Source organism: Polaromonas sp. AER18D-145 (assembly GCF_002379095.1).
In the GTDB taxonomy this organism is placed as follows: domain Bacteria; phylum Pseudomonadota; class Gammaproteobacteria; order Burkholderiales; family Burkholderiaceae_C; genus Polaromonas.
Window position 1 is genome coordinate 1 of the sequence record NZ_NBZV01000005.1, and the last position, 14,594, is coordinate 14,594.

14 protein-coding genes and 3 tRNA genes are annotated in these 14,594 nt (G+C 63.8%); 2 read left to right on the forward strand and 15 right to left on the reverse strand.

What is annotated here, in order from left to right:
* The 11 genes from B7G52_RS04390 to trpE all read right to left on the reverse strand — a co-directional run.
* Positions 1-145 (reverse strand): GTP-binding protein (locus tag B7G52_RS04390; RefSeq protein WP_240523322.1); only part of this gene is annotated, 145 nt, incomplete at its 3' end.
* Between the two features lie 103 nt (positions 146-248).
* Positions 249-323 (reverse strand) — tRNA-Thr (locus tag B7G52_RS04395).
* A gap of 53 nt (positions 324-376) precedes the next feature.
* Positions 377-450 (reverse strand) — tRNA-Gly (locus tag B7G52_RS04400).
* 83 nt (positions 451-533) lie between these two features.
* A tRNA-Tyr gene (locus tag B7G52_RS04405) sits at positions 534-619 on the reverse strand.
* A 62-nt stretch (positions 620-681) separates the two neighbouring features.
* The gene (locus tag B7G52_RS04410) at positions 682-1,452 is read right to left on the reverse strand and encodes a uracil-DNA glycosylase (RefSeq protein WP_096696442.1); all 771 of its coding nucleotides are present in this window, start codon (positions 1,450-1,452) and stop codon (positions 682-684) included.
* A gap of 16 nt (positions 1,453-1,468) precedes the next feature.
* Positions 1,469-2,269, reverse strand: a complete 801-nt coding sequence (gene trpC / locus B7G52_RS04415) for an indole-3-glycerol phosphate synthase TrpC (RefSeq protein WP_096696443.1) — start codon at positions 2,267-2,269, stop codon at positions 1,469-1,471.
* A 3-nt stretch (positions 2,270-2,272) separates the two neighbouring features.
* Positions 2,273-3,316, reverse strand: coding sequence for an anthranilate phosphoribosyltransferase (gene trpD / locus B7G52_RS04420; RefSeq protein ID WP_096696444.1), 1,044 nt, complete (start codon positions 3,314-3,316; stop codon positions 2,273-2,275).
* Between the two features lie 42 nt (positions 3,317-3,358).
* On the reverse strand, positions 3,359-4,009 hold the full coding sequence (locus tag B7G52_RS04425; RefSeq protein WP_096696445.1) for a LysE family translocator: 651 nt from the start codon (positions 4,007-4,009) through the stop codon (positions 3,359-3,361).
* A 3-nt stretch (positions 4,010-4,012) separates the two neighbouring features.
* The gene (gene ltaE, locus B7G52_RS04430; protein ID WP_096696446.1) at positions 4,013-5,065 is read right to left on the reverse strand and encodes a low-specificity L-threonine aldolase; all 1,053 of its coding nucleotides are present in this window, start codon (positions 5,063-5,065) and stop codon (positions 4,013-4,015) included.
* Positions 5,066-5,131: 66 nt separating this feature from the next.
* Entirely contained in the window at positions 5,132-5,704 is a 573-nt protein-coding gene (locus B7G52_RS04435) for an aminodeoxychorismate/anthranilate synthase component II (RefSeq protein WP_096696447.1), read from the reverse strand.
* 10 nt (positions 5,705-5,714) lie between these two features.
* Positions 5,715-7,214, reverse strand: a complete 1,500-nt coding sequence (trpE, locus tag B7G52_RS04440; RefSeq protein ID WP_096696547.1) for an anthranilate synthase component I — start codon at positions 7,212-7,214, stop codon at positions 5,715-5,717.
* Between the two features lie 456 nt (positions 7,215-7,670).
* On the opposite strand from trpE, the gene B7G52_RS04445 reads away from it, so the two are divergent.
* On the forward strand, positions 7,671-8,258 hold the full coding sequence (locus tag B7G52_RS04445) for a chalcone isomerase family protein (RefSeq protein WP_096696448.1): 588 nt from the start codon (positions 7,671-7,673) through the stop codon (positions 8,256-8,258).
* 21 nt (positions 8,259-8,279) lie between these two features.
* On the opposite strand, the gene gph is transcribed toward B7G52_RS04445, so the two are convergent.
* From gph to rpe, 4 genes are all read right to left on the reverse strand, one after another.
* Entirely contained in the window at positions 8,280-9,020 is a 741-nt protein-coding gene (gph, locus tag B7G52_RS04450; RefSeq protein ID WP_096696449.1) for a phosphoglycolate phosphatase, read from the reverse strand.
* A 6-nt stretch (positions 9,021-9,026) separates the two neighbouring features.
* Positions 9,027-11,549, reverse strand: coding sequence for a PAS domain S-box protein (locus tag B7G52_RS04455; RefSeq protein ID WP_096696450.1), 2,523 nt, complete (start codon positions 11,547-11,549; stop codon positions 9,027-9,029).
* Between the two features lie 123 nt (positions 11,550-11,672).
* Positions 11,673-13,325, reverse strand: a complete 1,653-nt coding sequence (locus B7G52_RS04460) for an adenylate/guanylate cyclase domain-containing protein (RefSeq protein WP_096696451.1) — start codon at positions 13,323-13,325, stop codon at positions 11,673-11,675.
* 64 nt (positions 13,326-13,389) lie between these two features.
* Positions 13,390-14,085 (reverse strand): ribulose-phosphate 3-epimerase, encoded by a 696-nt coding sequence (gene rpe, locus B7G52_RS04465; protein ID WP_096696548.1) that lies wholly within the window; start codon positions 14,083-14,085, stop codon positions 13,390-13,392.
* A gap of 98 nt (positions 14,086-14,183) precedes the next feature.
* Here rpe and apaG point away from each other — a divergent pair, with 98 nt between their 5' ends.
* A complete protein-coding gene (gene apaG, locus B7G52_RS04470) occupies positions 14,184-14,591 on the forward strand; it encodes a Co2+/Mg2+ efflux protein ApaG (protein WP_096696549.1) in 408 nt (135 codons plus the stop codon).
* Positions 14,592-14,594: the final 3 nt, after the last annotated feature.

The window sequence follows — 14,594 nt, forward strand, 5'->3', positions numbered from 1 at the left end:
GGTCGTAACCCTTGGCTTCGCCGCCGAACTTGGCTGCAAGCACGGTCGTGATCGCTGCCGTCAGGGTGGTCTTGCCATGGTCAACGTGTCCAATCGTGCCTACGTTGACGTGCGGCTTGGTCCGCTCAAATTTGCCTTTTGCCATTTTTCGACTCCAAATACCTTAAGGATTTACTTACGAAATTTGTCACACCTCAGCCATCACACCAGCCATGCCGGCACGCCACGCCGGCCATGCACCCATGAAATGGTGCCCATTCCGGGAATCGGACCCGGGACCTCTCCCTTACCAAGGGAGTGCTCTGCCACTGAGCCAAATGGGCCAAATTCAAAAACTCTGCCTACCTGCCAAATACAAAACCAGCGCTTGTTGTGATGGAGCGGGAGACGGGAATCGAACCCGCGTCATTAGCTTGGAAGGCTAGGGTTCTACCATTGAACTACTCCCGCATCGACCGCCTTTTCACCTCAAGACAACCCCGAAACACGGCATACCAACCATCCAGGCCAAGCCTGCCTATCAAAATTATCGCTGGTGGAGAGGGCTGGATTCGAACCAGCGTACTCGTTAGAGGGCAGATTTACAGTCTGCTGCCATTAACCACTCGGCCACCTCTCCTTTGGCGAACCTCAGATTATGCCATGGAAATTTGACATCCGGCAATCCTGAACAACAAGTGCTTACCACCTCACCGGCCGGCGGCCATGGCTGCGCAAAAAGTCGTTGGCGGCGCTGAAATGCCCGCAGCCAATGAAGGGTTTGGGGGGGCGCAGCGCCGACAGGGGCGAGGGGTGATTGGCCGCCAGCACCAGGTGCCGGGCAGGAATCAGCGCCTGTTTGGTCTGCGCATGGGCGCCCCAGAGCATGAACACCACCGGCTCGGGTTTGGCCGCCACCGCGGCGATCAGCTGGTCGGTCAGCACTTCCCAGCCCTGTTTGGCATGGCTGGCGGCCTGCCCTTCTTCCACCGTCAGGCTGGTATTGAGCAGCAACACGCCCTGGCTGGCCCAGCGTTCCAGCGAACCGCCGCTGTGCGCTTCCGGCGTCACCGCCGGGTCGCGCGCCAGCTCCTTGAACATGTTGCGCAGGCTGGGCGGGGGTTTCACGCCGTCGGGGACCGAAAAAGCCAGCCCCTGCGCCTGCCCCGGGCCATGGTAGGGGTCCTGGCCCAGGATCACGACCTCGACATCGGCCAGCGAGGTCAGCGCCAGGGCCCGGAAGGGCTGTGGCGGGTAGATGATGGCCCCTTGCGCGAGCCGCTGTTCGATGAACGCCCCCAGTTGCTGGCCGGTTTGGCTGGCCAGGAAATGACCGACTTCCGGCGCCCAATCGGCCGCCAGTGGCCAGTCGGCCGGATTCCAGCGCGTGAGGTGCCGGCCGTGGCCGCCGCCCTCCGGCAGCGGCTTGGGCCGAGTTTCAAAGGCCAGATCGGCCTGCAGTCCTTGTGGCATGGGCGTGCGCGGCTATTTAATCAGTAGCATCCGGAAACAGGCCCGCCAGCGCGACACCGGGGTCTTCGGCCCGCATGAAGGCCTCGCCGACCAGGAAAGCGTTGACTTTGGCCTCGCGCAGGCGCGCCACGTCGGCGGGGGTCGAAATCCCCGACTCGGTGACCAGCAGGCGGTCGGCCGGCACGTCCTTGAGCAGGCCCAGCGTGGTGTCCAGCGACACCTCGAAGGTCTGCAGGTTGCGGTTGTTGATGCCCAGCAGCGGCGTCTTGAGCTGGAGCGCGCGCTCCAGCTCGGCGCGATCGTGCACCTCCACCAGCACCGCCATGTCCAGCGACAGGGCCAACGCCTCCAGCGCCTTCATCTGCGCGTCGTCCAGGCAGGCGGCAATCAAGAGGATGCAGTCGGCACCCATGACGCGCGATTCGTAGACCTGGTAGGGGTCGACGATGAAGTCCTTGCGCAGCACCGGCAGGCTGCAGGACGCACGTGCCTGCTTCAGGTAGTCGATGCTGCCCTGGAAAAAATCCTTGTCTGTGAGCACCGACAAACATGCGGCGCCATGCTCCGCATAACTTTGGGCAATGTCCGCCGGAATGAAGTCGGCGCGCAACACCCCCTTGGAGGGACTGGCCTTCTTGATTTCTGCAATCACGGCGGGCTTGCCGGCGCTGATTTTGGCGCGCAGGGCGCCGACAAAATCACGCGTCAGCACGCGCGACTCGGCGTCAAAACGCATCGCGGCCAGGGGTTTGCGCTTGAGCGCCGCGGCGACTTCTTCGCGTTTGACGGCCACAATCTTGTTCAGGATATCGGACATGGTTCAGGTCGCCAGGGCTTGGGAAGTGGAAACAAGCTGCTCAAGCTTGCCTTTGGCGGCGCCGGAGGTGATGGCCTTGCGGGCCAGCGCGATGCCGGCCAGCATGGATTCGGCCACATTGGCCGCATACAGGGCGGCGCCGGCGTTGAGGATGACGATGTCGCGCGCCGCGCCGGGCTCGTCGTCGAGCACGCTCCTGAGCATGGCCATGGACTGCTCGGGCGTTTCCACGCGCAGGGTGCGGTTGCTGGCCATGGCCAGGCCGAAGTCCTCGGGATGGATTTCGTACTCGGTGATTTCGCCGCCCTTGAGCTCGCCGACCACGGTGGCCGCCCCCAGTGACACCTCGTCCATGCCGTCCTTGCCGTAGACCACCAGCGCATGTTCGGCGCCCAGGCGCTGCAACGCGCGTATCTGGATGCCGACCAGGTCGGGGTGGAACACGCCCATCAGGATGTTGGGCGCATCGGCCGGGTTCGTCAGCGGCCCGAGGATGTTGAAGATGGTGCGCACGCCGAGTTCCTTGCGCACCGGGGCGACGTTTTTCATCGCCGGATGGTGGTTGGGCGCAAACATGAAACCAACGCCAACCTGCGCGATGCATTTGGCAATCGCGTCAGGGGGCAGGTTGATGTTGATGCCCAGGGCTTCGAGCACGTCGGCGCTGCCGGACTTGCTGCTGACGCTGCGCCCACCATGTTTGCTGACCTTGGCGCCGGCCGCCGCGGCCACAAACATCGAGCAGGTCGAGATGTTGAAGGTGTGCGAGCCGTCGCCGCCGGTGCCGACGATGTCGACCAGGTGTGTCTTGTCGGCCACATGGACCTTGGTGGAAAACTCGCGCATCACCTGAGCCGCCGCGGTGATCTCGCCAATGGTTTCCTTCTTCACGCGCAGACCGGTGATCAGCGCCGCCATCAGCACCGGCGACATCTCTCCGCTCATGATCAGCCGCATGATGTGCAGCATCTCGTCGTGGAAAATCTCGCGGTGTTCGATGGTGCGCTGAACGGCTTCCTGCGGGGTGATTTTGTGGGTGTGGGGCATGACGTGTCTCGTTTCTGTGTTCTTGACTGAAGAATATCTGGATCAGTTCGCCGGCTGGTCGGCAAGGGCCAGCTTGATGCCAAATCCGATGAACATCACGCCGGCGGCGCGGTCCAGCCAGTGCATGCCGCGCTGCACCGCATCGCGCCTGGCCATCCACGCGGCAACCAGCGCCCAACCCACGTTGACAGGGATGGCGTTGAGATTGAACAGCACGCCCAGCATCGCAAAAGCCAGCGCCGGGCTGGCGGCGTCAGGCGCGATGAACTGCGGCACAAACGCGAGGAAAAAGATCGCCACCTTGGGATTGAGCACATTGGTCCAGAAACCACCGATGAACACCGCCTTCAGCGGGCGTTGCGGTTCGCTGGCGGCCGCGGCCATCAGGTCGGTGGCGGCTTGCGGGCGCCTGGAAAACAGGATTTTGATGCCTGTCCACAGCAGGTAGGCAGCGCCCATCCATTTGAGTACCGTGAAGGCCGTGGCCGAGGCGGCCAGCAGTGCGCTGACGCCGACCGCGGCCGCGAAGATGTGGACGAAACAACCGGCCGTGATGCCCAGGCCCGCAACAATGCCGGCGCGCGCGCCCGAGCGCAGGGAGTTTGTCACGATGTACAGCACATCAGGGCCCGGCGTCAGGTTGAGCAGCCAGCCGGCCGCGATGAAAAGCAACAAGTGTTGAACATCGGGCATGGCTCACGTCCTTGCGTTGAAAAATTGGCGAATCGCCGCCACAGCACGATCCACACCGGCGGTGTCCACGTCCAGGTGGGTGACAAACCGGAGGCGGTAAAGGCCGGTGGCCTGGACACCCTGCCCCGCCAGGTGCTTGAGCAAGGCCGCAGACTGTTCTCTGGCCGCCCCCGTCAAATCCACAAACACCATGTTGGTCTGCGGCACCTCCACCTGCAGGTCTTCAATACCCGCCAGCCCGTCGGCCAGATGTTGGGCCAGCGCATGGTCCTGGGCCAGCCGCCCCACATGGTGGTCCAGCGCATGCGAGGCCGCGGCCGCCAGCATGCCGGCCTGGCGCATGCCGCCGCCCGCCATCTTGCGGATGCGATGCGCCCGGGCGATGAATTCGCGCGAGCCGCACAAGGCGGACCCCACCGGGGCACCCAGGCCTTTGCTGAAACACACCGAAACGCTGTCAAAACATTGCGCAATGCGCCGCGCCTCGGCCAGCGGGTTGCTGCCCGTTTGGGCGGCCTGCGCAACGGCGGCATTGAACAGCCGTGCACCGTCCAGGTGGCGGCTGAGTCCGTGTCTTTGCGCCAGGGCGGTCGCCTGCTGCACATACTCGAAAGGCAGCAGCTTGCCGCCCAGCGTGTTCTCCAGCGCCAACAGCCGGGTGCGCGCAAAGTGCGCGTCATCGGGCTTGATGGCCGCCTCGACGTCCGCCAGGGCCAAGGTGCCGTCGGGCTGGTGATTCAGCGGCTGCGGCTGCACGCTGCCAAACACCGCTGCACCGCCGCCTTCCCAGCGATAGCAGTGTGCCATCTGCCCCACGATGTATTCGTCGCCACGCTGGCAGTGGGCCAGGATGGCGCACAGGTTGCTCTGGGTGCCGGTGGGCACAAACAGCGCCGCCTCGAAGCCCAGCATCGCCGCGATCTTGTCCTGCAGCGCGTTCACACTCGGGTCGTCGCCGAACACGTCGTCACCCAGCGGCGCAGAGGCCATCGCGGCACGCATGCCTTCGGTGGGCTGCGTCACGGTGTCGCTTCTCAGGTCAACTTTTGTCGTCATTTATGCCACCAGCCCTTATGGAATATGCACAAGCAGCTACGCTTTTAATAGCAAACAGAGCCAAGACTAGGCGCGCTGCTCAAGGAAGTTTTTCAGCATCGCGTGGCCGTGTTCGGTCAGTATCGATTCAGGGTGAAACTGCACGCCCTGGATCGCGAGTTCCTTGTGGCGCACGCCCATGATCTCGCCGTCGTCGGTCCAGGCGGTGATGGCCAGCACCTCGGGGCAGGACGCCTTGTCGATCGCCAGCGAGTGGTAGCGGTTGACGGTGAACTGCTTGGGCAAACCGGCAAACACGCCTTGCTGCGTGGTGCTGATCACACTGGTCTTGCCGTGCATCAGCTGCTGCGCACGCACGATCTTGCCGCCAAAGGCCGCGCCCACCGCCTGGTGGCCCAGGCAGACGCCCAGGATCGGCAGCTTGCCGGCGAAATGCTGAATGGCCGCCACCGAAATACCGGCTTCCGCCGGTGAACACGGGCCGGGTGAAATCACCAGCCGGTCCGGCGCGCGTGCGGCAATGCCTTCGACGGTGATTTCATCGTTGCGGAAGACCTCGACCTCGGCACCGAGCTCGCCGAAATACTGGACGATGTTGTAGGTGAAGGAGTCGTAGTTGTCGATCATCAGTAATTTCATGATCCGCTCCTTATTCCAGGCCTTCTTCGACCAGCTCGGAAGCGCGCAGCAAGGCGCGCGCCTTGGCCTCGGTCTCTTTCCATTCGAGCTCGGCCACCGAATCGGCCACCACGCCGGCTGCCGCCTGCACATACAGCATCTGGTCCTTGATGACGCCGGTGCGAATCGCTATCGCCACGTCCATGTCGCCGGCATAGCTGAGGTAGCCGCAGGCGCCGCCGTACAGGCCGCGTTTGGTCGGCTCCAACTGGTCGATCAGTTCCATCGCATGCACCTTGGGCGCGCCGGTCAGCGTGCCGGCCGGGAAAGTCGCCTTGAGCACGTCCATGCTGGTCATGCCGTCGAGCAACACGCCCTCGACATTGCTGACGATGTGCATGACATGGCTGTAACGCTCCACCGAAAACGCCTCGGTCACCTTGACCGTGCCGGTTTTGGCGATGCGGCCGATGTCGTTGCGCGCCAGGTCGATCAGCATCACGTGTTCGGCACGCTCTTTCGGGTCGTTGATCAGTTCCTGCTCGACGGCCTTGTCGGCCTCGGGCGACGAAGCGCGCGGGCGCGTGCCGGCCAGCGGGCGGATGGTGATCTTTTGACCTTCTTCCGTTTTCTCCTGGCGCACCAGGATTTCCGGCGAGGCCCCGACCACATGAAAATCCCCGAAGTGGTAGTAATACATGTAGGGGCTGGGGTTGAGCGAACGCAGCGCGCGGTACAGCGACAGCGGCGACTCGGTGTAGCGCTTCTTGATGCGCTGGCCGACCTGCACCTGCATGAAGTCGCCCGCCTCGATCAGCCGCTTGGCGCGTTCGACAGCCGCCAGGTAGTCGGCTTTCGCAAAGTCACGTTCGGCCGGATAGCCTTGGGTCGGCTTGACCACGGGCGCGCTGACCGAGTACTTGAGCTGCTCCTTCAGTTCCCGCACGCGCTTCTTGGCGTTCGCATAGGCTTCCGGCAGGGCCGGGTCGGCGTAAACGATCAGGTAGAGCTTGCCCGACAGGTTGTCGATCACCGCCAGTTCTTCACATTGCAGCAGCAGGATATCGGGACAGCCCAGCGTATCAGGCGGACAGGAGGCTTCGAGTTTTTTCTCGATGTAGCGCACCGTGTCGTAGCCGAAATAACCAGCCAGACCACCGCAAAAACGCGGCAGGCCGGGCCGCAGCGCGACCTTGAAACGCTTCTGGTAGTCGCTGATGAAATCAAGCGGGTTGGCCTTGGAGGTTTCGATGACCTGGTCGTCGCGCACGACCTCCGTCAGCACGTCGGCGCCAAAACCGCTGGCGCGCACCAGGGTGCGGGCCGGCAGGCCGATGAAGCTGTAGCGGCCAAAACGCTCACCGCCGACGACCGATTCGAGCAGAAAGCTGAATTTTCCGCCGTCCCTCGAATGCGCCAGCTTGAGGTACAGGGAGAGCGGGGTTTCGAGGTCGGCAAACGCCTCCGCCATCAGCGGAATGCGGTTGTAGCCCTGCTGCGCAAGGCTTTTGAATTCAAGTTCAGTGATCACGGCAAGTTCCTTCACCGGTGGACCCACGCGCGCCGGCGTGGCCACCCTCATTCAGTACGCCCCAAAAAACGGGGCAAGGATGCTCGTTGCAGGAGGGCAAGAGCGCATCAAAACAGGCTTGCAGGGCAACGAGGCGGGATGGCCTCGGCATGCGAGAGCTGTCAGGCCCGCCAGGGCCAGGCTCCCCGGTAGCTGCTACCTGTCTGAATGATGCGATGAATGAACATGGAAGGCCGAGTGTAGCAAAGCCAGAAGGACAGAAGGCGCCGCCCAGCCACTCACACAAACGCAAAAGAGCGAAGTTCAGCGGGGGCCCAAAAAATCAGGCGCCCCCATAGCCCCGAAAGAATGTAACTAGTAGTAACGCTTATCTCGCAAACCCTCTTGTGGCGGCTCAGGGGCCGGACCAAAATACACTCATTAACGAACGACCGTTCTTTTTTTGGGAGACCTCTTATGACCTGGATGAAACCATGCTTGGCGGGCGCTGTGTCGCTTTTGTTGGCATGCAGCGCCGCAGCAGCCACCGTGGAGGTGGGCGGTGTCAAACTGGATGACCAGATCGACATGCGCGGCAGCAAGCTGGTGCTCAATGGCGCCGGCGTGCGTTTCAAGGCCGTCTTCAAGGTGTACACCGCCGGCCTGTACCTCGGCAAAAAAGCCGCCACCCCGGAGGAGGTGCTGGCCGCCCCCGGCGCCAAGCGTCTGCAGATCACCATGCTGCGTGAGATTGATTCCAACGAACTCGGCAAGCTCTTCACGCGCGGCGTGCAGGACAACGCGCCCAAAGCTGAAATGTCGAAGCTGATCCCGGGCCTGATCAAGATGGGGCAGATTTTCTCGGACCAGAAAAAGCTGCTCGCCGGCGACGTCTTCATGATCGATTGGGTGCCCGGCACCGGCACGGTGATCACCGTCAAGGGGGTTCCGCAAGGCGAGCCCTTCAAGGAGCCGGAATTTTTCAACGCGTTGATGCGTATCTGGCTCGGTCCCGTGCCCGCCGACTGGAAACTCAAGGACGCTCTGCTGGGCAAACCCGCCTGAGCCCAGCGCCGGCTGTGATTTTTAACGGGGCGCAAGCCCCGTTTTTGTTTTCAGGGCGGCCAGGTCCATCGCCGCAAGCGTGTCGACAAAACCATCGGCGTCCACACCGCGCACGGGCTGGCCATGGTTGTAGCCGTAAGTCACCAGCAACACCGGACAACCTGCGGCCCGCGCCGCCTGCGCATCGTTGCTGGAGTCACCAATCATCAGCGTTCGCGAGGGTGCGCTTCCCAGTGCCTCGCAGGTCTTGCGCAGCGGCAGAGGGTCGGGTTTTTTCCGCTCGAACGAATCGCCGCCGAACACCAGGCTGAAAAAACCGTCCAGGCCCTTGGCCTTGAGCAGGGGCAGGGCAAACGCGGTCGGCTTGTTGGTCAGGCAGGCCAGCTTCAGGCCCTGGCGCTGCAGCAGCTGCAAGCCCTCCAGCACGCCCGGGTAGACGCTGGCATGCTGGCCGTTGATCGCCAGGTAGTGGCGCTGGTAGCTGCTCCAGGCAGCCGGCAACAGTTGCCCAACTGCTTCTTTATTGATAGCTACCGAAGACCGCCCGTCAAGGGATACAGGCCGATTCAGCACATGATCCAGGACAGCGCTGATCAAATGCTCCGAGCCCTTGCCTACCCGTGTCCCGACCACGGATCGTTCGACCGGCGACAGCGACAGATCGGCCAGCATCCGGTTCAGGGCGACCACAAAATCACCGAGCGTATCGACCATGGTGCCGTCCAGGTCAATGATCGCCGCATCAAAAAAGCCGGAGCTCATGCCCGCTCACCGCTTGCCATGGGCGCGCCGGCTGTCAACGGCTTGCCGCAGGCAATTGAGAAACCGCTGCTCGTCGATCGGCTTTTCAAGCCAGTCGGACACCGCCACCGTGGCGCCGGCGTACAAGCGGGCTTCCGCCGCCGTCACCGACAAAACGAGAACCGGCAGGTCTGCCGTGCGCTCGTCCTGGCGCAGGGAGCGGATCAGTTCCAGCCCGTTTTCGTAGGGGGGCTGGATATCCACGGTCATGGCGGCGTAGGACTCCATCCTGAGGTAGTCGCGGGCCTGCGCCGCCGTGTGGGCGATGTCGGCATCGAAGCCGGCCTTGTCCAGCATCATGCCTATCAGTTGCGCCACATCCGGGTCGTCTTCACAGACCAGGATGCGCGGCCGGTTGAGGCCGTAAAGACTCATGGGCGCCGTGACCGGGGGCGCCTCGCGCCACTCCGGCAGCTCGAAAAAGAAGGTGCTTCCCACATCGACCTTGGAGGTGAAGCCGAGGCTTCCCTCCATCCGCTCAATGATCGCTTTCGAAATCGCCAAGCCGAGACCGGTCCCGCCCTTCTGGCGCGTATCGGACGAGTCGGCCTGCGAGAACTTCTGGAAAATGCGCTGGCGGAATTCTTCGGGAATCCCCGGTCCGCTGTCACTGACCTCGACGCGCACGCGACCCGCGTGCCGGCCCAGCAGCACCAGCACCGTGCCTTGCGCGGGAGAAAACTTGATGGCGTTGGACAGCAGGTTGGTCATCACCTGGAGCAGGCGGTCGCTGTCCACCTGGACCTTCAGGGGCTGCCTGGGCGCATGCAGGATCAGCTTGACCTGGTGCTGCGCGGCAAAACCTTCGTTGTCCGCCAGCGTCTGCTGCAGCAGGGGCAGCAGTTCCAGCGACTGCAACTCGAACTGCATCTTCCCGGATTCGATTTTTTCGCTGTCGAGGATGTCGTTGATCAGGCGGATCAGCCGCTCACAGTTGTTTTTGGCGATTTCCACGAGGCTTTTGGCGCGGTCCGGCAGCGCTCCGGCCACACCGCCAGAGACCAGCCCCAGCGAACCGCGTATCGAGGTCAGGGGCGTGCGCAGTTCATGGCTGACCGTGGAGACAAACTCGCTCTTCATGCGGTCGATGCGCTTGAGCTCGGTGACGTCGGTGCCGAGCGTGAAAAATCCGATGACCTTGTCCTGCACATCGCCTTCACCGTAGCGCGGGAAGTAACTCATCACGTATTCGCGCCGCTCGCCGCTGGCGGTGAGCTGCTCCCGCTCGTAACGCACCGCATAACCGGACAGCGCTTCCCGCACATGGCCGCTTATCCGGCTGTAAAACTCGGGGCCAGCGATTTCAAGCAGCGTCTTGCCGTGGATTTTTTCCCGCGGCAAACCAAAAACCTCTTCATAGGCCTTGTTATGAAACTGGAAGCGCTGGTCGCTGTCCACATAGGCCATCAGGGCCGGGACATTGTCGGTCAGCTGGCGCAACTGCTCCTCGCTGTCGTGTAACGCATCAGCAATGCGCTTGCGTTCGGAAATGTCGCGGATGATGGCCGTGAACAGCCGCCGCCCGCGCACATTGACGTCGCCGAAGGACACATTGACGGGAAACTCGCTGCCATCGCGGCGCACGGCCAGGACCTCGGTATCGGACTCCCTGAAGCCTGGCGGGCGGTTGACCAGGGTGGCAAAAAAAGCGGAAAAACCCGGCTGCCAGCGCGCCGGCAAAAGCATGGCCACCGGCTGCTCCAGCAAGTCTTTGAGCCGATAGCCAAACAAGTGCCGGGCCGCACTGTTGGCGTTGGCAATCAGCCCCTCCGGGGTCGCGGTGATGACGCCGTCAGCCATGCTCTCGGTGATGGCGCGGCTCATGGCTTCGCTGTCGGCCAGCTCCGCCTGGATGCGGCGGTTGCTCGCCTGCGCGCGGATCACGGCCCGAATGGTCCAGCCGAGCAGCCCGAGCGAGAGCAGGCCGCTCAGCAGGATCAACAGCCGGACCGTCTGTGCTGTCCGCCGGGCGTTTTGCTCGGACCGCTCCAGGGTCAGCGTCTGTTCGCTTTTGATCCGGCCGGCGAGTTCCTCGATGTCATCGTGAAGCTGGCGATTGAGGTCGCTGCCGACCAGCACGGTCGCCGCTTCCAGCCCCGCCTGCTGCCGGGCGCTGACGGTCTCTTCCATGAGATCCAGGCGCCGGGCGATCAGCCCCTGCAGGGTGCGCAGGTCCTCCAGGCTCTCGCCCGCCATCGGCAGGTCACCGGCGCCCCGCAGCACCTGCTGCACGCCCGCCCTGGCCTGCCGGTAGGAAGCCAGGTCCCTGTCGATATTGGTCAAAAGGTAACGCCGCTGCAGGGACTCCGTGGTCTTGAACTGCGAGACGAGCCGCTCCAGCAGGACCACCGTCACCTGGATTTTTTCTTCGCTTTTCTCGCCCTCGAGCAGCGCATTGATGGTCAGGTAGGACGTGCCCGTGCTCAGGGCCATCAGGAGCAGGCCCAGGCCCAGGGCAATGGTGATGTTGGTGCGAAAGGGCAGCTTCATGGCGGGGGCCTCATGCGGGCTGGGTACGGGAATCGGTGCCGGGGTGCTTTTCCCGATCCGCCTGTACGGACGATACACCAGCGGACCCTGCACGCCTGCCTGCCGCCGGACGCAGCCGCGCGGTCATGGCGTTGCCGCCGCAGGCAAGCCGGCCTCCAGCGCCGCGATCAACTCGCCCAGCGAGGCCTCCAGCCGCTTCAGCAAAACATCGAGCGCGGCGCGCGGCTGCTCCCCGTGCAGGGCCTGCTCCAGCGCCTGGGCGTGCCCGGGCACCTGCGTGGCACCGATCTGCGCGGACAGGCCGCGCAGGGAGTGGACCAGCAGTTCCGCCGCTTGCAGGTCGCCCGCGTCCAGCGCCTCCCGGAGGCGACCGGGCGTGTCCTTGCGCCCTTCCAGAAAACGGCTCAGCATGGAAAAATAAAGCGTTTTCACGCCCATCGCCCGGCGCAACCCGAGGGCCAGGTCCAGCCCTTCGATGGCGGTGGGCCAGGCATCGGCCGGCGGCTCACCAGCCGCCGTCGCTTCCAGCCTGGCCAGCGCCTTGCGCAACTCGCTCACGGCCTCGGCCTTTTGCGCCGCGGTCAGTCGGCCCGCATCGATTTCCAGATGCAGGCCCGGCCGGTCGCAGCGAATGACCGCCGGATCGCCAGGCAGTCCCGTGGTTTCCGGACGGACCACATAAACGGGAATGGGTTGGGAAAACCCCTTGGCCAGGATGGCGTCCCGTGCGTCGGCCTGGACCTCGCCCTGCACCAGGGCATGGGTCTCGCTGGAAATCAGGATTTCGCCGGGTTCGGCGGCCTGCTCGAGCCGGGCCGCCAGGTTGACCTCGCGGCCGATGATGGTGTATTCCATGCGCAGGCTGCTGCCGAAATTGCCGACGTCGCAAAACCCCGAGTTGATGCCGATGCGAATCTCGAAATTCCTGTGGATGCCCATGTCCCGCCAGCGGGCCCGCAGCCCTTCCATGCGTTTTTGCATGGCGATGGACATCCGCACGCACTGCAAGGCATCCTCGCGAACGCCCAGCGTATGCGGGTCGCCAAAAAAAATGACGATGGCGTCCCCGATAAATTTGTCCAGCGTGGCGCCGTATTCGGCGGCAATCTGCGACATCTCCGCGAAATAGCTGTTGAGCAGCAGCGTGACCTCTTCGGGCTGCCACTGCGCCGTCGATTCGGTGAAGTTCTTGATGTCGGAAAAAAACACCGTCAGCTTCTTGCGCTGCGTCCGGATTTCAGCTTGGCGCGAACCGTCGAAAAGCGACTGGTACACCTGCGGCGCCAGATACCGCGAAAGCTGCTCGGACAACACCTTCAGCCGCCTGGCGTTGGCGCTGCGCTCCAGGTGCAATTTCAGGCGGGCCAGAAGCACCGGCGGACTGATGGGCTTGGTCACGTAGTCGGTGGCGCCCAGGTCCAGACCCCGGTGCTCTTCGTCCTCGCTGCCCAGCGCGGTCAGGAAGATGACCGGGATATCGGCGGTGCGCGGGTCCCGGCCGAGCCGGGCAAGCACCTCGTAGCCGTCCATGTCCGGCATCACCACGTCGAGCAGGATGATGTCGGGCCGCTCGGCCGACCGGGCCATCTGCAGACCGGCCTCGCCGGCGGCAGCCGCCACCACCTCATAGCTGTCCTGGAGCAGGGCCGTGAGCAGGTAACGGATGTCCTCGCTGTCCTCGATCACCAGAATTCGGTGCCTGTGCAGCGGCGCCGGCGCATCTGCCCCTGCGGTCTGCTGCAGCGCCCCCGCTTCTGATTTGCCCGCTGTCCCCATGGTCCGGCCTTTCCAATCTAGCCAGGGCACGGCCCCTGGTTCACCCGCATCCTGCGCTGTCGGCTTATGTCGCCAGTGCTGCCCGCATGCCCGCGATCACCGCCCGGTAGTCCGGCTTGCCGAAAATCGCACTGCCCGCCACAAAAGTATCGGCGCCGGCAGCAGCCACCTGCGCGATGTTGTCGAGCTTGATGCCGCCGTCGACCTCCAGACGGATGTCCTTGCCCGAGGCGTCAATGCGCTTCCTCGCCTGCTCGATCTTGCGCAGGGCCGAGTCGATGAAACTCTGGCCGCCAAAACCAGGGTTGACACTCATGATCAGGATCAGGTCGATGTCGTCGATGACCCAGTCCAGCACGTCCAGCGGCGCGGCCGGGTTGAACACCAGACCGGCCTTGCAGCCTTTGGACTTGATGGCCTGCACACTGCGGTGCACGTGGCCGGAAGCGTCGGGGTGGAAGCTGATCAGGTCGGCGCCGGCATCGGCAAAGGCCGCAGCCAGGCTGTCCACCGGCTGCACCATCAGATGCACGTCGATCGGCACCGCGGTGCCGTCGGCCTTCTTGGCGTGCGGCTTGAGGGCGCTGCAGATCATGGGCCCGAAGGTGAGGTTGGGCACGTAATGGTTGTCCATCACGTCAAAGTGGATCCAGTCGGCACCGGCCTCGATGACCGACCGGAGTTCCTCCCCCAGGCGCGCGAAATCGGCGGACAAAATCGAAGGGGCAATCCGGTACACGGGTGGCTTGTTTTGGCTCATGGCGAGATTGTCGCAGCAAGCGCGCATCCCGCCCATTTCCCCCGGATTCTCCTGCCCGCCAGAGGGCGGTTAACATGGGCGCCACTCTTGTGGACCCCATGCCGAAATACGAATTTTCCTGCGACGTCCAGCCGCACTACCTTCCCGAGCAATCTGCGCCCGACGACGAGGTGTACGGCTTTGCCTACACCGTCACGATCACCAACACCGGCGAAGTCGCGGCGCAACTGATCTCGCGCCACTGGATCATCAGCGACGCGCGTGGCCACACCGAAGAGGTCAAGGGCCTGGGCGTGGTGGGCCACCAGCCCTTGCTCAAGCCCGGCGAGTCCTTCCAGTACAGCAGCGGTTCGCGCCTGCGCACCCCGACCGGCACCATGCATGGCAGCTACTTCTGTGTCGCCGAGGATGGCGAACGTTTCGAGGCGACCATTCCGATGTTTGTGCTCGAGGCGGGCGATGCCGGCGGACCGGGCCAGGCCGGCGCCGGCCGTGTCCTGCACTAGGCC

What these genes read in the sequence shown, in the direction of transcription:
- B7G52_RS04410 (WP_096696442.1), bottom strand. Translation starts at nt 1,452, where the DNA reads ATGCCACAAGGACTGCAGGCCGATCTGGCCTTTGAAACTCGGCCCAAG.
- trpC (WP_096696443.1), bottom strand. Translation starts at nt 2,269, where the DNA reads ATGTCCGATATCCTGAACAAGATTGTGGCCGTCAAACGCGAAGAAGTC.
- trpD (WP_096696444.1), bottom strand. Translation starts at nt 3,316, where the DNA reads ATGCCCCACACCCACAAAATCACCCCGCAGGAAGCCGTTCAGCGCACC.
- B7G52_RS04425 (WP_096696445.1), bottom strand. Translation starts at nt 4,009, where the DNA reads ATGCCCGATGTTCAACACTTGTTGCTTTTCATCGCGGCCGGCTGGCTG.
- ltaE (WP_096696446.1), bottom strand. Translation starts at nt 5,065, where the DNA reads ATGACGACAAAAGTTGACCTGAGAAGCGACACCGTGACGCAGCCCACC.
- B7G52_RS04435 (WP_096696447.1), bottom strand. Translation starts at nt 5,704, where the DNA reads ATGAAATTACTGATGATCGACAACTACGACTCCTTCACCTACAACATC.
- B7G52_RS04445 (WP_096696448.1), top strand. Translation starts at nt 7,671, where the DNA reads ATGACCTGGATGAAACCATGCTTGGCGGGCGCTGTGTCGCTTTTGTTG.
- gph (WP_096696449.1), bottom strand. Translation starts at nt 9,020, where the DNA reads ATGAGCTCCGGCTTTTTTGATGCGGCGATCATTGACCTGGACGGCACC.
- B7G52_RS04455 (WP_096696450.1), bottom strand. Translation starts at nt 11,549, where the DNA reads ATGAAGCTGCCCTTTCGCACCAACATCACCATTGCCCTGGGCCTGGGC.
- B7G52_RS04460 (WP_096696451.1), bottom strand. Translation starts at nt 13,325, where the DNA reads ATGGGGACAGCGGGCAAATCAGAAGCGGGGGCGCTGCAGCAGACCGCA.
- rpe (WP_096696548.1), bottom strand. Translation starts at nt 14,085, where the DNA reads ATGAGCCAAAACAAGCCACCCGTGTACCGGATTGCCCCTTCGATTTTG.
- apaG (WP_096696549.1), top strand. Translation starts at nt 14,184, where the DNA reads ATGCCGAAATACGAATTTTCCTGCGACGTCCAGCCGCACTACCTTCCC.